Genomic DNA, 20,852 nt, shown 5'->3' on the forward strand with positions numbered 1-20,852 from the left:
CAAGCTAGGAGGGGCATTGAAACCTGCGTCGGGAGCGCTCTTACGCTGGCGTGGATTTCTTTCAACCCGCCTCAAGCTAGGAGGGGCATTGAAACCTGCGTCGGGAGCGCTCTTACGCTGGCGTGGATTTCTTTCAACCCGCCTCAAGCTAGGAGGGGCATTGAAACTTCTGTAAGCAGCATCAAGGCTTTCCTCTCCTCACCTTTCAACCCGCCTCAAGCTAGGAGGGGCATTGAAACTCATCACATTATCAGCAAACTTCTTTGCCTGAGCAACTTTCAACCCGCCTCAAGCTAGGAGGGGCATTGAAACTGGATTCCAGGATTGAATACTAAAGTAACGCCTTTAACTTTCAACCCGCCTCAAGCTAGGAGGGGCATTGAAACTCCGCGCCTGAAATCCCTTTATTTATCAAGCTTTGTTGAGGCACTTTTGGCAGGACTACCAAAATTACTCCCTAGTTGAAACTGAAAAAAGTAAATCAAGTGACAACTAAAAACCTAGAAAGCCTGCTAATAAAGCGATTTGAAGATTTGGCAGGAGTACCGGGGAAATCGCCCCCGCTTTACCATGCCAAAAAATAATTAAGGTGGGTTCCTCCTTGGTCGGAGGTGATTCAGTAGCCACCACTGCGGTAAACCCGCACCTCTATTACTGGGGGCGCACCTTATTCCTGTCCGCAAGGGACAGCAGCTTCAAGGTGGGCAGCTACCAGGGTCAGAAAGCAAGACTGTTTAACAGCAGTCAAACTAACCCAAATTTACACAGCACAGAGGCTTGTAACAAGCATGAACTGCGGCGCTATTGAGTATTCTTATTCTATTGTCAAGGTTCGGTGTTTTGTCAATCAGTTTATTTTGCGGGAATGGTAAGCTGCGATCGCTAATTCTTTCGCTTTCTCCTGTGGACTACCTCGAATTGGCTGTTTTGACTCTTCTATAACAATTCCGGCTTTAGCAGCTGACGAGTGAATATTTGCAATCAATCGACCGTAGCTCCATTGATGGACACTAACTCGGTATTGCTTGGCATACCTTTGTTGGACTTCTATTAAATCTGACTTCTGTTCAGCTTTAGCTTGAATCTCGCTTTGAATTTGTTCTCGCATATCGCCCAACTTAGGTAGGACAATACTGCCAGCTTTATATTTTTTTGCGATCGCCACAATCTCTTGAGCTATTAATCTGTCTACATATTGTCCTAATTCTGATTCTCCAACTTGCATTGGCGCAGCAAGTGTTTGAGCTATTTGGCGTTGGTGAGATAAAGTGTGTTTTTGTTGTCGTTGTCGATTTAGTAGTCTGTAATTATTGCCCAGTAGTTGTTCAATATTGCGGTAGGTAATGACCTTACCTATTGAGCCATCAACGACTGCTACTGTTGCAGGCTTTTCTAGACCAAAGCTTACACCAACCAGAATATTAGATTGACCTTTATATAGAGGCTTGCTGGGACGAGGAAAGGGGTTATTTATGTTGGCTAATGTGGTGTTTTGATTTTTGATAGAAGTTAGTTGTTTTTCAGTGAGTTTGCCTTTTGCTTTAGTTTTGGTAATAGTTTTAGCAATTTGTTCTGCTTTTTCTTTCTTGAATTGGTTTGTTCCTTCAGCCGTCCATAGACGGTCATCTACACAACAGTAAAGGATTAAGTGATTAACATTCCAAGGGTTGCCTTTCCCTTCATGTTCCTGCCAACAAAGATGACCACTACGGAGTGTAACAACACTACTAGAGTGTTTATTACTGTTTTTTTTGATTCTCTGGTCTTCTAAAAAGCGATTGAACCAATGCAAATCACGAAAATCGCAGTAAACTTTAAAGGGATATTTGCCTAATCCATTGAAACGGACAGAAATGCGTCTTTTATATTTATGAAAAGACTCGTGCAAAAACAAAATGCTAGCTAGTAAATTTATATCAAGCGCCAGATTCCAAAGATTGATTAGTAAGTTAATATTATTAATTTACAAGTTATGCAGCCATTCTTTCTCATTTTGAAGAGCATCATGCAAAAATAAAATAACAATTAAATAATCTATATAAATCCACAAACAGAAAAAACGTAAATTAATTGCTATATTATAAAGGTTAAATTGCAAAAACCAAGTCATGTCTGTGTTGCTTTCATAACCTATAGGAAAAGGTAGTTTGCTAGATTTTTTTAAAAGGCTGTCTTGCCAAAATTTTGCCTTTGCTTCATTTTCAGGAACGTTATGAGTGACAAGCAAAAGACTTTCTAACCATTTAGCATCGGTTAAATCTCTTCCTTTGGGAATTCGTGCTTCTAGCTGTTCTCTGAGGCGTTCAATCTGAATTTGAAGTTTACGACGGCGTTGAGCAAATTTTTTAGCGTCTTCTTCTTTATCGTTGATTTTGCAACCATTTTTGAGCAAATAGCTGATAGCACAACGAGTCAAGTTATCTTCTGTGTTGCCGTAAGCCTTAAATAAATTCTTTGATAAACTGCGATCGCTATCTGAATTTTGAGCTTTTTTGCGCTTTTTAGCTTTTTTCCCATTCGTTGATTGAGTTTCAGCAGTATTAAGGGGAGCAAATTCAGCCAAAACTTCAGCAGCTTTAGTGCGAAGACTATCTAAGCTGACACCACTATTTTCGACCAATTCAACATCACTTTTGAGCATTTCCAACCAGCGAATTTTACCTTCTAGTTGGAACTGCGATCGCTTCATGAGAGCAAACCATGATTTATAAATATAATTCACCAATGCGATCGCACTCGCGTAAAACCGTCCAGGCTGACCAATGAACCGAGGATCAACTTTTAAAGGTTTGCAGAGTTCTTTGACAATCTTAGTGGGGTGTTTGCCCTTTTGCCGCCAAGTTTCAAACTCTGGGTGTTGATTTACCTGACGCAATAATTCATTAATCAGTGGCGTATTTAGCTCTGCTATCAACTTCCATAGTTGCTGGCGTGATGACTCTGAGGCTACAAGGCGACACTGAATAGTAATTTGACTCATCACTTTAAAACAATATTGTCTAATACTAACACATTTGTATTAAACAAGTCTTCTGTAAAATAAATTGTATGCAGGAGACATTTTTTACAAGCAAAGAAGCTGCTGAAATCACAGGCTGCACCCTTCGTCAGCTACAGTATTGGCGAGAGAGGGGGGTGATTGTTCCTGTAATCAGTGAGACTGGGACAGGACGTAGTATTTATTACTCCAAATCTAATTTGCTGGAACTGGCTGCAATGTCATATTGGCTATCTGTGGGGTTAAGTTTTGACATAGCCAGCACCACGCTGAAAAAGCTGAAAGACCAAGAGCCGGAGTTATTTATTTCAGGTAAAGGTAAGCGGTTTATGTTGTTGTCCCAAGCGCAGGAGCGTTCGCCCTCCGAGTTCGGCAGTCCCCCATCGACGGGAACCGCCAAGACGGGGGCTGCCTCACTTGAACTTGTAGAGTTTGACAGAAAAAAGGCGATCGCATCTTTGGATGAAGGTAAGCCTGTGATTCCAGTGTGGTTGGACGTGATTTATCAGCAATTACGTCAAAAGTTGGATAAAAATTAAGGCTCTTATTACAAAGCAGACACCACTGTACTCTAAACTGTTACAACTATTGGGATGCGATCGCCTTCTGTACTGGCAACATGAATCACACGACACACAACACTATTGTTAATTTCATCTGGAATATTGCTGATGATGTATTAAGAGATGTTTATGTACGCGGTAAGTACCGAGATGTAATTCTGCCAATGACGGTACTGCGGCGTTTGGATTGCTTACTAGAACCAACTAAAGAAAAGGTTCTTGAGCGTTACAAGGTGCTGGAAGAAGGCAAGTTTGGGCAGAATGCTGTAGCACAACAGCTTCCCAGAATATCTGATTATGTATTTTATAATACTTCTCAATTTACTTTTAAAACCTTACTCAATTTTCCTAATCAAATTCGGGCAAACTTTGAAAACTATCTAGATGGTTTTAGCGAAAATGTCCAAGAAATTATCGGTAAATTTAAGCTGCGGAATCAAATTGAGACATTAACAGAAAGTAATCGTCTTTATGCACTGATTAATAAATTTGTTTCTAATCATATTAACCTCAGTTCTGAACCTGTTAAAAACTCTGAAGGCAAAATCATTCTTGAAGGATTAACTAACCTTGAAATGGGTTATGTGTTTGAAGAGTTAATCCGCAGGTTTAATGAAGAGAATAACGAAGAAGCGGGGGAACACTTTACTCCTCGTGACATTATTCAACTAATGGTGAATCTAATATTTCTCCCGATTGAAAATGAGATTCAAGGTGGTACTTACTTAGTATATGACGATGCTTGTGGTTCTGGGGGGATGTTGACAGAATCAGAAGCGTTTATTCAACAGCTTACTGAAAAAAGAGCTAAGAAGGTGAAAATCGAGCTATACGGTCAGGAAGTAAACCCAGAAACATACGCCATTTGTAAGTCGGATATGTTGATTAAAGGTCGTGACCCGGAAAAAATTTGGTTCGGCTCAACGATTTCTCATGACAAGTTTGCAGATTTACAGTTCGACTTTATGCTTGCTAATCCTCCCTATGGCAAGTCTTGGACTGTAGATCAAGATGCTGTGTTTGATGGTAAAAAGAAGGAAGTTAAAGACTCGCGTTTTGCTGTAGAACATCCTGATTTAAAACCAGGAGAAAAGCTGACTCTGTTACCCCGTAGCAGTGACGGTCAATTGTTATTTTTGGTAAATATGCTCTCCAAAATGAAGCAGTCAACTGCTTTGGGTAGCCGGATAGCAATTGTTCATAATGGTTCTGCTTTGTTTACTGGTGATGCAGGTAGCGGAGAGAGTAATATTCGTCGCTGGATTATTGAAAATGATTGGTTAGAGTGCATCATCGGCTTACCTTTAAATATGTTTTAGAACACAGGTATTGCTACTTATATTTGGGTGCTATCTAACCGCAAACCTCAAAACCGTCTAGGGAAAATACAGTTAATCGATGCTACTGAATGGTATGGAAAATTAAGAAAGAATTTGGGTAAGAAAAATTGTGTATTAACCCAAGCAGATATTAAAAAAATTACAGAAACATTTTTGGAGTTTGAGGAAACAGAACAATCTAAAATTTTTGATAACGAGGATTTTGGTTATCACAAAATTACTGTTGACCGTCCTTTAAGGCTGATATTCCAAGTTACACCGGAAAGAGTAGAGCAGTTATTAGCAGCAAGCCTTACTAATTCATCTTCTAAAAAAGGTAGTGTAGGACAACAGGAAATACAGCTAAATCTCACCTCTAATACAAAAGATGGGGTAATTTTGGGAATATTAAAGGACTTGTTTAGCAGTGAACCTCACAAAGATTTTAATAGAGTCAAGCAGGAATTTGAAAAAGCTTTGAAGGCAGAAGAAATTAAATTTACGGCTAAAGATTTAAAGTTGATTTATGACACATTCACATACAAAGACGAAACGGCGGAACCTGTAATTAAGAAAAAAACGAAAGATGCGGTAGTTTATGAGCCGGATTCTGAGTTGCGAGATACAGAGAATGTGCCATTGAAAGAAGATATTGAAGAGTATTTTGCTTGTGAAGTGCTACCCCATGTACCAGATGCTTGGATAGACTATGAGAAAACAGTAAGGGGTTATGAAATTTCTTTCACTAAATATTTTTATAAGTTCAAACCGTTGCGGAGTTTGGAAGCAATAGCAGCAGATATCTTTGCTTTAGAAGCTGAGACAGAAGGCGTTTTACGTCAGATTGTTAGTGGGGAGAACATTGCAGAATGAAAGAGATTCGGGGCGACGCTAAAACGATTCGTGAACTTCTTGGTGGGAATAAATATGCCATTGACTATTATCAACGAGAATATAAGTGGCAAACCAAACAGCTTCAAGAACTTCTAGAAGACTTAGCAGGGAAGTTCTTCAATGATTTTGAGCCAAGTCATGAACGCCAAGCCGTTGAAAATTACGGGCATTACTTCCTGGGGTCAATTATTATTAGTCAGAAGGAAAGCAAGAAATTTATTATTGATGGACAGCAACGGCTCACTACCTTATCTCTGCTGCTAATTTTTCTACATAATTTGCAAAAGGAACGCCCAGACCAAGTAAAAATAAATGATTTAATTTACTCAGAAAAGTTCTCTAAAAAATCTTTTAATTTAGATGTTGAGGAGCGTAATGCTTGCATGGAAGCTCTCTTCAACAACGTTTCTTTTGATGAGACAGAGCAACCAGAGTCAGTCAAGAATATTGTTAACCGTTATGCTGATATTCAAAAATATTTACCAGATGATTTAACGAGAGAGGCTTTACCATACTTTATTGACTGGCTAATAGAGAACGTCCACATCGTCGAGATTACAGCTTACTCAGATGAGGATGCGTATACCATTTTTGAAACGATGAATGACCGGGGGCTGTCTCTTACACCTACGGATATGCTAAAAGGCTTTTTGCTGGCGAATATCAGTGATGAAGCTAAAAAGGTTCAGGCGAATCAGCTTTGGAAAAAGCGTGTAAGTGAATTGATAGAGTTGGGTAAAGATGAAGAAGCCGATGCGATTAAAACTTGGCTTCGCAGTCAGTACGCCCAAACGATTCGAGAACGTAAAAAAGGTGCTGTTCCTGGTGATTTTGACCGCATCAGTACAGAGTTTCACCGTTGGGTACGCGATCATAAACCGGACATCGGACTCAACAAAAGTGCTGATTTTGTGCGCTTCATAGAGCGAGATTTTGCATTTTATAGCCGCCAATACTTACAGTTGCGGGAAGCATCGATTTCCTTGAAAACAGGGTTAGAGGAAGTTTTTTACAATGCCCAGCACGGTTTTACCCTTCAATATCCCTTGCTGCTTGCACCTCTAAATCCAGATGATGACCCAGGTATCATTAACCAAAAGATTCGTTTAGTGGCAAGTTTTCTCGATATTCTGCTGGCTCGGAGGTTATGGAACTTCCGAACCATTACTTACAACACGATGCAGTATGCCATGTTTGTGGTTATGCGGGATATTCGGGGGAAAGCACCTACTGAACTTGTAAAAATTCTGCGTCAGAAGTTAGATGCAGAACCAGAAATGTTTGCTTCTAATGAACGACTGCTACTGCATCAGCAAAACTACAATGCTATTTACCAATTTCTTGCTCGGATAACAGACTACATAGAAACGCAATCGGGAATATCATCACGTTATAGAGAATATATTGCCACAGGAAAAAATCGATATGAGGTAGAGCATATTTGGGCTAATAAACCCCAGCGTTACTCAGATGAGTTTTCCAGCAATGCAGATTTCTACGAGTATCGTAACCGTATTGGAGGACTGTTGCTGCTGCCGAAGTCATTTAATGCAAGTTATGGTGACTTGCCTTACACTGAAAAATTACCTCATTACTACGGTCAGAATCTTTTAGCTAAATCACTCAATCCTCAATGTTACGAGCATAATCCCGGTTTCTTGGCGTATAAGGAACACTCTGGGCTACCGTTTCAGCCGTATCAGGAATTTAAAAAGGCTGATTTGGATGTGCGGCAACAGCTTTATCAAAAGATTGCAGAGGAGATTTGGAATCCAGAGCGTTTAAATAAAGCGATTGAGTTTTAATTTTATTCAAGAGGTTTAGAATGAAGCGTTATCCAAAGTATAAGTATTCGGGTATTGATTGGATAGGGGAGATTCCTGAACATTGGAATGTGACTAGACTTAAGTATCTTTTTCAAGAAGTAAATGAAAGAACAGAGACAGGATTTGAAACTTTACTCTCTATGAGTAAAAAGTATGGATTAATTCCTCAATCAAAACTAACAGATAAGCCTCCAAGTGCGTCTACCTTAGTAGGTTATAAGCTTTGCAAAGTTGGACAAATTGTAATGAACAAGATGCAGGCTTGGAACGGAATGTTTGCTATTGTAAGCACACTAGGTATTGTTAGCCCTGATTACACTGTTTTTAAACAACGTCAAAAACTTGATAATAGATATTATATCAGATTATTTACAATGCCTAAAATGATTGATATTTTTCATCAATCTTCAAAAGGTCTTGGAACAGGATTTTTTAGATTATATACAGATGAATTTAATAATATTTTTATTATTTATCCTCCCTTATCTGAGCAAAAAACGATCGCACGCTTCCTCGATCACAAATTAGAACAGATAAGCCACTTCATCAGTAACAAACAAAGGCTTATCGAATTACTCAAAGAGCAGAAAACTGCGATTATTAACCGTGCAGTTACTAAAGGAATTAACCATCATGCATCTATGGAACCTTCTGCTATTGAGTGGTTAGGGGAAATACCAGCACATTGGCAGCAAATTAAGATTAAATATGTTCTCCACAAAATTATAGATACTGAACATAAAACCGCCCCATTCTATGAAGATGGACAATATCTTGTGGTAAGAACCTCTAATATTAAGGATGGAATGCTAGATTTTACAAATGCAAAATATACAAATTTAGATGGTTTTCTGGAATGGACACGAAGGGGTAAACCAAAATTTGGTGACATTTTATTTACACGCGAAGCACCAGCAGGCGAGGCTTGTTTAGTTCCTCAAGGTATCGACTTATGCTTAGGACAAAGAGTTGTACTTTTTAGAGTTAACCATCAAAAACTAAATGAAGAATTTGGAGTTCACTCTATTTATGGCGGAATTGCTGCTGAATTTATAACCTTGCTTTCACAAGGTGCAACCGTTCCACATTTCAATATGTCGGATATAGCCAATATACCTTTATTACTTCCATCAGTAAATGAGCAGCAACAAATTGTCCAGTACATCAAAACAGAAACTAACAAAATTGATGAAGTTATCGCCAAAGCTGAAAAAGAGATCGAACTCATCCAAGAATACCGCACCACTTTAATTTCTGACGCTGTAACGGGAAAAATAGATGTACGCGAAACATCCGCAGTTGAACCCACCTTTACAGCCGCAGCAATTTAGCCATGACCACAACTGACACCTCAGAAAAAGGCTTAGAAGCCCTCATAGAAAAAAGCCTACTCACAGAAGCAGGTTACATTAAAGGTCTATCTGGGGACTATGACCGCAACTACTGCATAGATAAAACTCAACTGCTGCAATTCCTCCGCAAAACCCAACCCACCCAAGTCACCAAACTAGAAACCAGCTACGGTAAACGGTTTGAAGAAAGGCTGTTTCAACGCATCTGTGAGCAAATCAAAACCAGAGGTATTGTTGATGTTATCCGCAACGGCATCAAAGCCGGAGAAGTCAGCCTCACTCTCTACTACAAGCTACCCTCATCCCAACTGAACCCCCAAGCCATCCAACGCTATAACGAAAATATCTTCTCCGTCACTCGCCAACTATACTTTAGCAACGATCAGAAGAGGCGATCGCTGGATATGGGGATTTTCATCAACGGCTTACCCCTCATCACCTTTGAACTAAAAAACAACCTTACTACACAAAATGTCCAAGATGCCATAAAGCAGTATAAAACTGACCGTGACCCCAAAGAACCCCTGTTTAACTTTGCGCGTTGTTTAGTTCATTTCGCCGTTGATGATGAGTTAGTCTACATGACTACCGAACTCAAGGGACAGCAAACAGTTTTTCTTCCCTTCAACAAAGGTCAAAAATCTGAACCACACTTACTTTTCCCGGACAGTACGGGGAACCCCATCAACCCCAACGGACTAAAAACCGATTACCTGTGGAAAGAAATTCTCACCAAAACCAGCCTCAGCAACATCATTGAAAAGTATGCCCAACTGGTAGAAGAGAAGGATGAAGCAAAACAGAAGAAACGTAAGCTGATTTTCCCGCGTTACCACCAACTCGACTTAGTGCGAAAACTCCTAGCCGATGCCAAAACAAATGGTGTAGGACAGCATTATCTAGTTCAACATTCCGCAGGTTCAGGTAAAAGTAACTCCATTAGCTGGCTGAGTCACCAACTCGTAGAACTTACCGACACCAACGACACCAACCCCATATTTGACTCCATTATTGTAGTTACAGACCGCCAAGTTTTAGATAAACAAATCCGCGATAACATCAAACAGTTTGCCCAAGTCAAAGGCGTAGTTGAAGCCATCACTGAAGGTAGTAAGCAATTAAAAGAGGCGCTAGAAGAAGGCAAAAAGATTATTATCACTACCGTTTTTAAATTTGCCTATGTTGTTCGGGAAATTCAGTCATTAAACAATAAAAAATTTGCTATTGTCATTGACGAAGCCCACTCCAGCCAAAGTGGTAGCAGCGCCGCCAAAATGAGCGTAGCCTTGAATAAAGAAGCAGGCGAGGAAGAAGAAACCACAGAAGATAAAATTCTCCGCATTATTGAAGAACAAAAACTCTCTCCCAACGCTAGTTATTTCGCCTTTACAGCCACACCCAAAAATAAGACATTAGAAGCTTTTGGTGTTCAGAATCCAGCCGATGGCAAGTATTATCCCTTCCATAACTATTCCATGAAACAGGCAATAGAGGAAGAATTTATCCTTGATGTGTTGGAAAACTATACCACATTTACAAGTTACTGTAAACTTCATAAAAAGATTGAATATGACCCGCAATTTGATATCAAACGGGCAAAGAAAAAGCTCAAGCAGTACGTAGAGGGACACCCCCACGCTATCCGCAAAAAAGCAGAAATAATGATTGACCATTTCATGCAAGATGTAATTGGTCAACTCAAAATTAATGGGCAAGCAAAGGCAATGGTAGTCACCAATGGTATTGTCAGCGCCATTCGCTATAAACTTGCCTTCGATGCCTATCTACAGGAAATTAACGCACCTTAGAAAACTATTGTTGCATTTACAGGCAGTAAAGAAGTTGACGGTAAAAAAGAGGATGAGTCCTCAATGAATGGCTTTTCGGGAAATGACATTCCTAAAGAATTTAAAAAAAGTGAGTATAGATTCCTGATAGTAGCTGATAAATATCAAACCGGATTTGATGAGCCGCTATTGCACACGATGTATGTAGATAAAACTCTAGCTGATATCAAAGCGGTTCAAACCTTATCTCGCCTCAACCGTGCTTACAAGCCAGATAAAAAAGATACATTCATCCTAGATTTGGTCAACTCAGCCGATGCAATTCAAGAAGCTTTTGACCCATTTTATAAAACAACAATCCTCAGTGAAGAAACCGACATAGATCGCCTCAACGACTTACAAGATGTCCTTGACAGCTTCCAAGTTTATTCTGAAGAACAGGTCAACGAGTTAATGACCCGCTTCATCAATGGCGCAGAACGTGACCAATTAGACCCCATTCTCGATGAATGCAAGCAAAATTTTATCAACGAATTAGACGAAGAACAACAAATAGACTTTAAGAAAAAAGGCAAATCTTTTGTCCGCAACTATCAATTCCTTGTCCAAATTAATCCTTTTCGTAATCCCTACTGGGAAAGCCTCAAAACTTTTCTCAAATTCCTACTAGCCAAACTTCCCAATCTTAACGACACCGATTTATCCAAAGGTATTCTAGAAAGCGTTGATATCGACAGCTACCGCATAGAAAGACAAACAACCTTAGCCATACAGCTTGAAGGTGGGGGAGAAATAGCACCCACACCCCCAGATGCTCCTGGTAGCAAATATGAGGCGCAATTAGACGTACTCAGTAATATTATTCAAGATTTTAATGATCGCTTCGGCAATATTCAGTGGACAGAAAAAGATAGAGTGCGTCGCTTCTTGTTTGAAGAATTACCCGCCGAAGTCAGCAAAGACGAAGAATATCAGAACGCCAAGAAATACTCAGACCGCCAAAACGCTAGAATCACCTTTGAGAAAAAGCTAGTCGATAAGTTTCAGGAATTCATCTTCGACCATACAGAAGCATACCGTAAATTTACTGAAGATACTGAATTTAAAACATGGTTAGCCAATACCCTGTTTGATAATGATTATGACCAAGGAGCAGCATAGGGAAGGCTTAAGGCGATCGCATTTTTATATCTAGGTAAACCTGTGATTCCTGTGCGGTTAAATGTTTGTTATCAACAGTTGCAAGAATATCACAGAACTCGTAGCCAGTTGTCCGCAGCAGGTATACCGAGAATTTGTCATACAGACAGTTATAGGCAGCTGTAAGGCAAGGTAAGATAACGAGGAATCAGGTATTTGTAAGCAATTTTGATTAGTGCCTCATTTAGTAATACAATAGTACTATATGCATAGTAAATCAGCAAAATGAAAGGAGAGTTGCTCAAACGGCTATTTAGAGCGATTGCCAGTGAAGATCAAACGGCGATCCAAAGTATGCTATCTGTAGTCGTTGAGGAAGAACGCAAAAAAGGACACACTCTCCTCGCTGAACAGCTCGAAAATATTGCTCACAAAAGTAATCGTCAATCTCCTCGTGTTCCTCCTGAGAAACCTGCGCTTTCACCTGATATATCTCGTGGTGTAATTCCGTCTCCATCTTCCAGGGACACTATTTCAAAAACGCCTGATGCCCACTCTCTAACTGTACTGTCAAGTAAACAGCGTTTTAACCATCCCTTCATTGTTACAATTCCTAGAGAGCGTTTGCGGCACCACATGATTCTTTCAGATACTGTGGAAGAGCGTTTTCGCCGTATTGAAAGAGAATATGCTGCTCGTGACCGACTAGCTCATCACGGTTTGCGCTACCGTCAAAAAATCTTACTCTACGGTACTCCTGGCTGCGGTAAAACGATGGGGGCTGAACGTCTAGCTTGGAATACAGGATTGACTCTTGTCAAAGTACGCTTTGATGCAATGGTTTCTTCATTTTTGGGTGAAACTGCAACGAATTTGCGCGAAGTATTTGAAACAGCATCTCAAACCCCTTGTTTATTATTTATTGATGAATGTGATGCGATCGCTAAATCGCGGGAAGACGTTCAGGAAGTTGGTGAAATTAAGCGCGTTGTTAATACTTTTTTACAACTACTTGATGAATACGAAGCCTCAAATGGGTTGCTTGTTGCTGCCACTAACCTAACTAAATTTCTGGATGAAGCTGTATGGCGAAGATTTGATGATGTAATCGAGGTGCCAAAACCTACAGCAGCAGAAATTGAGGCTATATTAAAACAGACACTTTCTTCAGTTGAGGTTGGCGTAATCAACTGGGAAATGATCGTGCAGAAACTGGATAAACTTTCAGCTGCACAGATTGTTCGCGTTGCTCAAGATGCCGCGAAACGCGCTATCCTTGATCGGGAAGAACTTGTCATTCAAGAACACTTAGAGGCATCTATTCAAGACGTTGTAGCTTCTCATGTCTGAGCGATCAAATCAATTTTCTCATTTACCGCTACGTTTAACAAATCAAGGAACTGCTACACCTTCAACAGGTGGGGGCAAACCTTCCACAAAAACCTTAGATAATCGAGGCAATGCAGCTGGACACGGTAAAAAGCTAAACTTTTCCATTTCCTCTATTATCTCAAGTTGGGAAGCAGAATGTGAAAAGCGTAAACAAGAAGGTAAACCTGAGCTTCCAGATGCAATTTCATTCATTTTGCAAGTAGATCCTAATTTATTTGATGCAGATACACTGAAAAGTTTTGGGATTGAGGTTGTTGCCGATCTGGAGGAAGGCTACATTATTGGAGCTTCAGCAGATACAGGACTTTCGGAACTCAGAACAAAGATTCAGCTATTCATTGAGTCCACACGCGGTGGCGGAAAGGTTCCAGAAATATGGGAAATTTTGGAGGGGACTAAGCGACCGGAGTATATTCTTTCACCTAGTCTTCAATCCCAGTGGGATGAGATTTCAGATTGTCAAGAATATATTGTGGATGTAGGTATTTCTTGTATCAATATTCAAGAACAATATTCTAGATGTCCTAAGCGGGAACGCTGTAAGACTGATGCCAGTTTTCAGAAAAGTATTAATAAATGGCTGGATAAACATAATCTCACACCTGAAGAATGGGATGATCTGTATTCAGACAGAGAAGCCAAGTTTCTTAAATTTATACAAAATCCGCTATATCGTGGAGAAATTTTGCGGTCTATTTCAGGTGACGAAGTTGGAATTTCACGTTTACCTGATAGCTTCTCCTGCCGGATTCGCATACTTGGTAATGGATTGAAGGATCTTGTCCTCAATTTTCCATATATATTCGATGTCAGTGAAGCCGACGAATTTATCGCTCCATCCGTTACACCGAATAGTTCTGAATCAGGTCAGGAACAGTTTGAATTAGAAGCACCTGAGCCAAATGCACCCAAAGTTTGTATTATCGACAGTGGTATTCAAGAAAATCACCCCAAAGTAAGAGTTGCAATTGACTCTACTCTCTCTACATCTTGGGTACCTGGAGAAACGAATATCACTGCTGATTATTGTAGAGGTGGTGGACATGGTACTAGAGTTGCAGGAGCAGTTTTGTACCCACGAGGTATTCCTAAAACAGGTCGTCAGCAGGCAGTATGTTGGCTTCAAAATGCCAGAATTCTCAATGCACGAAACGAACTACCTAAACTTATATTCCCACCTGACGTTTTAGAGGAAATCGTAACTATTTATTACCACCAAACTAGAACGCGAATTTATAACCACTCAATAGCTGGAATTTCACCATGTCGCACCCAATCAATGACTCCTTGGGCAGCAGCTATCGATAAATTAAGTTGGGAAAATGACGTTCTCTTCATTGTTGCTGCTGGCAATATTGAGGCAGTGAGAAGCTTTGTCACACGTCCTTCAATTGCCGCTCATATACAAGCTGGTCGTAACTATCCAGAATATCTCCTGCAACCTTCTGCACGAGTTGCTAACCCGGCGCAAAGTTTCCAAGCTCTAACTGTTGGTTCTATTGCTCATCACACTTATATTAATCCGCCTCTAAATTCGATTGCAAAGCAGAATTATCCTTCTTCTTTCTCCTGCTCAGGCCCAGGCATCTGGGAAAATATTAAACCAGAAGTGGTTGAATATGGTGGTGACTACGTGATTGACTCACTAACTTCACCAAGTTTCACTACACCAGAATTAGTTTGCCCAGAATTGATTCGTTCAACCCGTGATGGTGGTAAAGCTTTTAGTGCTGATGCCGTAGGAACATCATTTGCCGCTCCTAAAGTCACGCATATCGCTGCCGCACTGGAAGCAGCATTCCCTCAAGAAAGCACGCTGCTTTACCGCGCACTCATTGTTCAATCAGCACGTTTACCAAGATGGACGAATAACTCGAATGCTAATCTCTGTCATGCCATTCGGACTATGGGTTATGGTATTCCAGATATCAATCGCGCTCTCGGCAATTCCCCAAATCGTGTAACGCTAACAACTAGAGCGATAGAACGCATTCAAGCTCGGCAAGCTAAGGTTTATCAAGTAAAAGTGCCAGAAAATTTCCTGCCTCAAGGGGAAGGGTTTGACATTTTGATTGAAATCACACTTTCCTATGTGGCTGAACCTCGTCGTACCCGACGCAACCGCAGGAAATATTTATCAACCTGGTTAGATTGGACTTGTAGCAAACGGGGAGAAGATCCCGATCGTTTTCTCGATAGAGTTCTCAAAGACTATGATGCACCAGAAGAAACCGAGGAAGATGACGGGCTATTTCAATGGACACTAGGAAAAAGGCAGTTAGCTAAAGGTCAAACACGTCCAAATGGCATTGATGGGATAGTAAAAGAACTGTCCCGAAGTACAGGAACTGTTCAGAAAGATTGGGCGACTATAAAATCCTATGAGCTACGTGAAGGCTTTTGTATTGCTGTAGTTGGACATACAGGATGGAACCAAGATGCTAGTGCTGAAGTACCTTTTGCGTTAGCTGTTAGTTTTGAAGCTATCAACTCTGATATCGATGTATATACTTCCTTTGTTGAGGCAGAAACTGAGGTACAACCAAAAGCTAGAGTACAGCAGGAAATACAGCTTCAACAGTCAGTTTAAAAAGTCGAAATATTTAGCATTATTTCCTAATATCAAGGAGTCATGCAATGGAAAGTACGGCTAAGTACAGATCCAAATGCACAGTTTGTTTTTAGACAATTTACTTATAACGCCAGAACTTTGAATCTTTCTCGATATTAAGGAAGAGGATAAAAGCGAAACGTTTCTCAACGTGCAATCGCCTCATTTTCCTTTTCCTTGATTCTGCGAAATCGCTCCATCCGCCTGTGCTTGTCTAATTGCACGTTTGAGAATTAACACTGCCATTTGCGACAAAGAACGCTCCTCTGCATCCGCTAGTTGTTGCAGAGCTTCTTTGTCTTCTTCTTCCATGTAAATACTCAGTGTTACTTTCCCCATGTAATTATCATACGCTTTTCTATGTATTTTTATATTAAATCACTAAAAACAAATAGTTTTAAACATAAATACATTAAATATATGTATAATTACTGATAAGTCAAAAGCCAGCGCGCAACTTTCTCAGGGCTGACGCACTGGCTTCTGGCTCCCTCTCACAGGAGACATATTCCATGTTAAGACCTGTTTGCCACAAAACAGATGAACACAGAAGTTATCTACAAGCTTTAGATGACTTCGATATTGCTGAACTATTGGCGAAACTCAGCAATTATTGTACACAGCAAGAACAAGAAACTTTAGCAGCGTTGTTGATTTCTCAATTAATCCAGACTATTGATGCTGAACTAATTGCTAATTATTTGAGTGCGATGACGCTTAATCGCCAGGATTTACTCCCAAGATTAATTAACCAGAAATTTTCTGCAAGTTCTGTTGATTTACCCGACGACTTTCCTAATACAGCAAAGACACCCCGCTTTTTGTATGGCGACAAATTGCGTTGGATTGGTTCTGATACTGATTGGGGAACTGCGATCGGCAGATTTTATAACTTTGCTCCCCATCTTTGCTGCTGGACTTGGTGCTACTTGATTTGGTTGAGCAAAGATAGCCCTAGTGCCGTTTGGACATCTGCCGATATTGCTTGGGAACAAGATTTAGAACCAGTGGAAGGGTCGCTGCTATGACTAATCCGCGTCCTTTACACGTAAGAGAGCAAAATTTGATTGATCTATACAGCCATTGTCAACTAGGAATGACACCCAAGAATTTTTATGCCAAGTGGGATGTCAATCATGAAGCGATCGCTCGGATTTGCTCTCGTTCACTTTCAACTGTCCGGCGTTGGTTTTCCAAAGGTCGCAATTACCGCAGTCCCATGCCGAGTGATTTACGCCATCTTGCCCTGATGGACTTTCTACTAGAACACTTCGAGGAAATTCCAGAAGAATTTCTAAAGATACTCTGTTCTCTGACAGGGCATAAGTAGGAATCGAAAAGTCAACCAATTGCAATGTCAGGATGACATTTTTTTACCAGCCACTCTCACAGTAGGGTGGCTTTAGTTTTGAGAATGTTGAAGTCACTTTTGTCTATTATTTGACTGCAATTTCCCAGCTAAATCATAAGTATGATCAGGAGGTTTTTATGACCTACATTGAAAAGCTAAATCCTTGGTGTATAGTCCGCCATTTTCCTAGTATGCAACATCAAATAGTTGCTCGTTTTTGTCGCCGCAGTGACGCAGAGGCTCATTCACAAGCTCTGCACCGACTGATACCAAGTGCAACTTTCACAATCATTTTCAATCCAGCAGTCGAGCAACCAGAGCAAATTACCCCATGATTCTGTCGTTCTGGAAGTCAACTTAACTTGTAGCGAATTCTCTTGTTTGTTGAAATATAAGATATCCCCCCTTGCTCCTTTTTTTCCATGAAAGCAAGGGGGGATGATTTGTAGCTAACATTTGAAAAGTACTACTATGTTTGCACAAACTCCGTCATCGATAAGACTTTTGATACTTTACCATATCGGCAAAACTCAGAAAACACCGATGACACCATCCATCCACCCACACTGCTGGAATTTTAAATCTTGCCCCACAGTTTGGACATTCTGACAACAAAATTAATTGGTGGCGATCGCACCCTTGCGTTATCTTCAACTGCCATTCAATCTTGTGACAAGGTGACTCAACATAACAAGTAGCACATAACCGAATTGGCTCAAGCTTCATCCCCACCCCAGGAGGCGGTAACATCTGCGCTAGCCTATCAGCATCAACCTCCACAACCTTAGCCAATGCCTCTAATTGCTGGCGAGACGGTAGGGGATTAAACCGAAATTTTTCCCATCGGGCGATCGCACCCCCCAGTCCTGCTGCTTTACCTAATCCAGTAGGAGTTAAATCATTTGCCCGTCGAAAACGCCCTAAAAAGTGACTCAAACTTTCTCCTTCTAAAGGTTCTATTTGAAATAGCCAAGATTGAATCTCTGGGACTTCCATTATTTATACTCTGCTGCTACTTCCTTCAGGGTTTCCAAATCAATCTTTGGTAATCCTTTCTTTAATGCCCGGATTGCTGACTCCCTGAGAATCATATCCAACAACCCAATGTAACCTCCTGTTGCCTCACCCAAAGTCTTCAGCATTGTCTTACTGGAAAGATTAGAAGCAACTGGCAGTTTTAAAACTTGTTTTTCCCAAATCTCAACAGTTCGCTTAAAGTCTTCCCCAGAAAACTTACCAAACCGATGACAGGCACGAAAACGGTTATAAACTTGCTCATCTCGCTTGATTACAGCGTCTAATCTATCAGTACCCACCAAAATCACTGCAATTTCCAACTTGTCAAAAATATCCCGTACTTCAGCAAAAGTCTTGGGTTTAAAGCGATCAGCTTCATCAATAATCAACATTTCCACTCCACACCCTTTAAGAACCCGCAGTGTTCTATCTCTAATCTCTGCTACTGTTCCTTTTGTCATTTGATATTTCAAATGCTCAATAATTGCTGCAAATAACTCCTTAGCACTACACTCTTGAGGTATTTGGATATAAGCAATAGGCACAGTTGGGGGTTTTCCCGGTTCTTGTTTGGGTTTATGCCGGAGTCTGTAGGCATCACAACCCATCGTTTTACCTGTTCTTGACTCTCCCAAAACCCTACCAGATTGCCGTGATTGCCGCTTTCCATCCAACCAGTCATGGAGCATTTTTACTTGTTCCAGAGGGATAAAACTCTTGCGATTCAAGCGTTGAATTTCTGCTTGTATTTGTTCATCATTTACCGGAATGTCACCTAATTGTTGGGCAACTGTTTGAGCTTGTTTTGAAGTCATTTTCTACAACCCGTAATCTTCACGCATTTCTTCGTAATCAAATACCTCTGGCATCTGGTATTCTGGCTCACTGTTAACAAATGCCACTTCAATCTCTTTCTCTGGTTCAACAGGCACAGGTTTTTTAGCCTTTTCAACTACAGCTTGTTCTGCTTTTTGGCGTTCCTTTTTGGTTTTCTTTTGGGTAACGAATGTTTCGCGATCGCGTACCTCTGCCAACATTGAGCGATTGCTAATCATCTTCCCTGCTTGCCGAATCTTGCGACTACTAGCTTTAGCCTCATCCAAAGATAATTGCTCAGTTTCTAAATCCTGAGCAAATGCCCTGGCTAAAAACTCTTCTTTATTACCCGAATGGCGATAAACCAACAAAGTTGTAATGTCTTTGGGGTCATAGCGCAGTACAACGCTTTCACCTGCATAACCTGCCAAATTTTCTCCCCGATACGTCAGATTTTCAAATTGCAGATACCCACCTCTATAAATGGAGCGTCGAGTTTGCTTCATCAGGCAAATACGTAACTCCTCTTCTGAAATTACATTAGGAGAAGCAATTAACCCTGCTTCCCACCGTTGATAGCGAGTTTGATCACCCAGACGCGCATCAGGACGCTGATTATATTTGTCCACGATGTAGCGCACAAACCTATGTTCCAACTCTCTTAAAGTGAGACAAGCCTCTTTCTCAGCTTGCTCAGGTCGTTCCTGCACATTTGATCCTGTGTATCCAGGCAAAGTGGAAAATAAGTCGGTGTTAAAAGTTCCAAAGGGACGCTCAACAATACCACCTTCACTGGGGCGATCACGTAAATGACAAAAAAATCCCAATTGCACACCTATCTGTTGCAAATGGTTTGAGCGAAAATCTTTACCACCATCGGTATAAAAATGTTCTGGTTTACCGTAGGTTCCCCATTCTTCATGGAGTCCATATTCTGACCCATACTGCTTTGGCAAAATTGCATGGCGCAGTGCCAATGCCACTACCTGAGAACTCGGAGCATCAAAGCCTAAGTTTATCCCCATGATGCAACGGGAGTAAGTATCAACAACTGTTGTCAGCCAAGGACGACCCAAAAGTTCAACATGCTGATCTACCAGCAATAGGTCTACACGAGTATGGTCACACTGCCAAACATGGTTGCTATATTCTACTGATAAGTCTTTGCCATCGCGGGTTTTAACTGATAATCGAGAACCATGCCAACCTCGACTTCTAACACCTGCTTTTTGTTCTTGCTGCTCAATAATCGGTTGTAGAACTCGATACACAGTCCTATAACTGGGATACTTTTCTTGCCCTAATTCATCAGCCCTTGCTTGTACTCTGATTGCAACTTGTTGGGGAGTAATTCGCTTACTGCCTTTATTACCTTCCTGATATGTCTTGATAATGAACTGCTGCCAATCAGTATCTATTCGATGTTTGCCTTTGTCAGCCCGTGTCGTGGTTTGGAGTGCAGCTAAACCCTCCTGTTCCCATTTTTTTACTAGCCGTCGTACCGTCCGCACAGACTTCCCTAATTTGGCTGCTACTTCCCTTTGTCTTTCTCCATAGGTGATGCGATCGCATGGTTCTAGCAATCGCTGAATCATTTCCAGCAAATGCCTATCATCTGCTGAAAGTTCTGTCACTATCTCATTAGTGTCTGGCTCTTGATCGCCATTGGCAGGATCATCTAGCATATTTACATAATTGTCTAATACAAACGTAGTTGTATTTTACTATAAAAAGGACATTTATTTTGTCAATTTTAGTAAAATGTTGGATCAAGGCAGATTTCAAC

The 20,852-nt window shown here is 40.7% G+C and carries 16 protein-coding genes, 1 pseudogene and 1 CRISPR repeat array; of the genes and pseudogenes, 11 read left to right on the forward strand and 6 right to left on the reverse strand.

The window, feature by feature from the left end; all coding sequences use genetic code 11:
- The first annotated feature begins 58 nt into the window (after nt 1–58).
- Nucleotides 59–387: direct repeats of the CRISPR family, unit length 38 nt; unit sequence CTTTCAACCCGCCTCAAGCTAGGAGGGGCATTGAAACT.
- A gap of 460 nt (nt 388–847) precedes the next feature.
- A complete protein-coding gene (gene cas12k / locus V7K46_RS24155) occupies nt 848–1,888 on the reverse strand; it encodes a type V CRISPR-associated protein Cas12k (RefSeq protein ID WP_335117601.1) in 1,041 nt (346 codons plus the stop codon).
- Nucleotides 1,889–1,963: 75 nt separating this feature from the next.
- The gene (cas12k, locus tag V7K46_RS24160) at nt 1,964–2,980 is read right to left on the reverse strand and encodes a type V CRISPR-associated protein Cas12k (RefSeq protein ID WP_335117603.1); all 1,017 of its coding nucleotides are present in this window, start codon (nt 2,978–2,980) and stop codon (nt 1,964–1,966) included.
- Between the two features lie 68 nt (nt 2,981–3,048).
- Between cas12k (V7K46_RS24160) and V7K46_RS24165 the strand changes: the two genes are divergently transcribed.
- The 8 genes and pseudogenes from V7K46_RS24165 (at nt 3,049) to V7K46_RS24200 (ending at nt 15,861) form a co-directional block, all read left to right on the forward strand.
- A complete protein-coding gene (locus V7K46_RS24165; protein WP_335117605.1) occupies nt 3,049–3,537 on the forward strand; it encodes a MerR family transcriptional regulator in 489 nt (162 codons plus the stop codon).
- A gap of 80 nt (nt 3,538–3,617) precedes the next feature.
- Nucleotides 3,618–5,753, forward strand: a pseudogene (locus V7K46_RS24170) (type I restriction-modification system subunit M).
- On the forward strand, nt 5,750–7,579 hold the full coding sequence (locus tag V7K46_RS24175; protein ID WP_335117607.1) for a DUF262 domain-containing protein: 1,830 nt from the start codon (nt 5,750–5,752) through the stop codon (nt 7,577–7,579). The pseudogene V7K46_RS24170 and the gene V7K46_RS24175 overlap by 4 nt, the downstream one beginning before the upstream one ends.
- A 20-nt stretch (nt 7,580–7,599) precedes the next feature.
- Complete coding sequence (locus V7K46_RS24180; RefSeq protein ID WP_335117609.1) at nt 7,600–8,931, forward strand: restriction endonuclease subunit S; 1,332 nt, start codon at nt 7,600–7,602, stop codon at nt 8,929–8,931.
- A 2-nt stretch (nt 8,932–8,933) separates the two neighbouring features.
- On the forward strand, nt 8,934–10,760 hold the full coding sequence (locus V7K46_RS24185) for a type I restriction endonuclease (protein ID WP_335117612.1): 1,827 nt from the start codon (nt 8,934–8,936) through the stop codon (nt 10,758–10,760).
- 63 nt (nt 10,761–10,823) lie between these two features.
- Nucleotides 10,824–11,900: a type I restriction enzyme subunit R domain-containing protein gene (locus V7K46_RS24190; protein ID WP_335117614.1), complete on the forward strand. Its 1,077-nt coding sequence runs from the start codon at nt 10,824–10,826 to the stop codon at nt 11,898–11,900.
- Between the two features lie 264 nt (nt 11,901–12,164).
- Nucleotides 12,165–13,229, forward strand: a complete 1,065-nt coding sequence (locus tag V7K46_RS24195; protein ID WP_335117617.1) for an ATP-binding protein — start codon at nt 12,165–12,167, stop codon at nt 13,227–13,229.
- Nucleotides 13,222–15,861, forward strand: a complete 2,640-nt coding sequence (locus tag V7K46_RS24200) for a S8 family peptidase (RefSeq protein ID WP_335117619.1) — start codon at nt 13,222–13,224, stop codon at nt 15,859–15,861. The genes V7K46_RS24195 and V7K46_RS24200 overlap by 8 nt, the downstream gene beginning before the upstream one ends.
- Nucleotides 15,862–16,044: 183 nt before the next feature.
- Here V7K46_RS24200 and V7K46_RS24205 read toward each other — a convergent pair whose 3' ends face one another.
- On the reverse strand, nt 16,045–16,221 hold the full coding sequence (locus V7K46_RS24205) for a ribbon-helix-helix domain-containing protein (protein WP_335117621.1): 177 nt from the start codon (nt 16,219–16,221) through the stop codon (nt 16,045–16,047).
- 173 nt (nt 16,222–16,394) lie between these two features.
- On the opposite strand from V7K46_RS24205, the gene V7K46_RS24210 reads away from it, so the two are divergent.
- From V7K46_RS24210 to V7K46_RS24220, 3 genes are all read left to right on the forward strand, one after another.
- A complete protein-coding gene (locus V7K46_RS24210) occupies nt 16,395–16,910 on the forward strand; it encodes a hypothetical protein (RefSeq protein WP_335117624.1) in 516 nt (171 codons plus the stop codon).
- A complete protein-coding gene (locus V7K46_RS24215; RefSeq protein WP_335117626.1) occupies nt 16,907–17,212 on the forward strand; it encodes a helix-turn-helix domain-containing protein in 306 nt (101 codons plus the stop codon). The genes V7K46_RS24210 and V7K46_RS24215 overlap by 4 nt, the downstream gene beginning before the upstream one ends.
- A gap of 158 nt (nt 17,213–17,370) precedes the next feature.
- Nucleotides 17,371–17,568, forward strand: a complete 198-nt coding sequence (locus V7K46_RS24220) for a hypothetical protein (protein WP_335117629.1) — start codon at nt 17,371–17,373, stop codon at nt 17,566–17,568.
- A gap of 154 nt (nt 17,569–17,722) precedes the next feature.
- On the opposite strand, the gene V7K46_RS24225 is transcribed toward V7K46_RS24220, so the two are convergent.
- The 3 genes from V7K46_RS24225 to V7K46_RS24235 are packed head-to-tail and all read right to left on the reverse strand — an operon-like array spanning nt 17,723 to nt 20,751.
- Nucleotides 17,723–18,229: a TniQ family protein gene (locus V7K46_RS24225; RefSeq protein ID WP_335117633.1), complete on the reverse strand. Its 507-nt coding sequence runs from the start codon at nt 18,227–18,229 to the stop codon at nt 17,723–17,725.
- Nucleotides 18,229–19,065, reverse strand: coding sequence for a TniB family NTP-binding protein (locus tag V7K46_RS24230; RefSeq protein WP_335117636.1), 837 nt, complete (start codon nt 19,063–19,065; stop codon nt 18,229–18,231). Before V7K46_RS24230 ends, V7K46_RS24225 begins: the two co-directional genes overlap by 1 nt.
- Nucleotides 19,066–19,068: 3 nt before the next feature.
- Nucleotides 19,069–20,751, reverse strand: a complete 1,683-nt coding sequence (locus V7K46_RS24235) for a Mu transposase C-terminal domain-containing protein (RefSeq protein WP_335117640.1) — start codon at nt 20,749–20,751, stop codon at nt 19,069–19,071.
- Nucleotides 20,752–20,852: the final 101 nt, after the last annotated feature.

The organism is Nostoc sp., from assembly GCF_036917395.1.
Classification (GTDB): Bacteria; Cyanobacteriota; Cyanobacteriia; order Cyanobacteriales; family Nostocaceae; genus Nostoc.

What these genes read in the sequence shown, in the direction of transcription:
- V7K46_RS24215 (WP_335117626.1), top strand. Translation starts at nt 16,907, where the DNA reads ATGACTAATCCGCGTCCTTTACACGTAAGAGAGCAAAATTTGATTGAT.
- V7K46_RS24180 (WP_335117609.1), top strand. Translation starts at nt 7,600, where the DNA reads ATGAAGCGTTATCCAAAGTATAAGTATTCGGGTATTGATTGGATAGGG.
- V7K46_RS24165 (WP_335117605.1), top strand. Translation starts at nt 3,049, where the DNA reads ATGCAGGAGACATTTTTTACAAGCAAAGAAGCTGCTGAAATCACAGGC.
- V7K46_RS24225 (WP_335117633.1), bottom strand. Translation starts at nt 18,229, where the DNA reads ATGGAAGTCCCAGAGATTCAATCTTGGCTATTTCAAATAGAACCTTTA.
- V7K46_RS24210 (WP_335117624.1), top strand. Translation starts at nt 16,395, where the DNA reads ATGTTAAGACCTGTTTGCCACAAAACAGATGAACACAGAAGTTATCTA.
- V7K46_RS24200 (WP_335117619.1), top strand. Translation starts at nt 13,222, where the DNA reads ATGTCTGAGCGATCAAATCAATTTTCTCATTTACCGCTACGTTTAACA.
- V7K46_RS24205 (WP_335117621.1), bottom strand. Translation starts at nt 16,221, where the DNA reads ATGGGGAAAGTAACACTGAGTATTTACATGGAAGAAGAAGACAAAGAA.
- V7K46_RS24230 (WP_335117636.1), bottom strand. Translation starts at nt 19,065, where the DNA reads ATGACTTCAAAACAAGCTCAAACAGTTGCCCAACAATTAGGTGACATT.
- V7K46_RS24220 (WP_335117629.1), top strand. Translation starts at nt 17,371, where the DNA reads ATGACCTACATTGAAAAGCTAAATCCTTGGTGTATAGTCCGCCATTTT.
- V7K46_RS24195 (WP_335117617.1), top strand. Translation starts at nt 12,165, where the DNA reads ATGAAAGGAGAGTTGCTCAAACGGCTATTTAGAGCGATTGCCAGTGAA.
- V7K46_RS24175 (WP_335117607.1), top strand. Translation starts at nt 5,750, where the DNA reads ATGAAAGAGATTCGGGGCGACGCTAAAACGATTCGTGAACTTCTTGGT.
- V7K46_RS24185 (WP_335117612.1), top strand. Translation starts at nt 8,934, where the DNA reads ATGACCACAACTGACACCTCAGAAAAAGGCTTAGAAGCCCTCATAGAA.
- cas12k (WP_335117603.1), bottom strand. Translation starts at nt 2,980, where the DNA reads ATGAGTCAAATTACTATTCAGTGTCGCCTTGTAGCCTCAGAGTCATCA.
- V7K46_RS24190 (WP_335117614.1), top strand. Translation starts at nt 10,824, where the DNA reads ATGAATGGCTTTTCGGGAAATGACATTCCTAAAGAATTTAAAAAAAGT.
- V7K46_RS24235 (WP_335117640.1), bottom strand. Translation starts at nt 20,751, where the DNA reads ATGCTAGATGATCCTGCCAATGGCGATCAAGAGCCAGACACTAATGAG.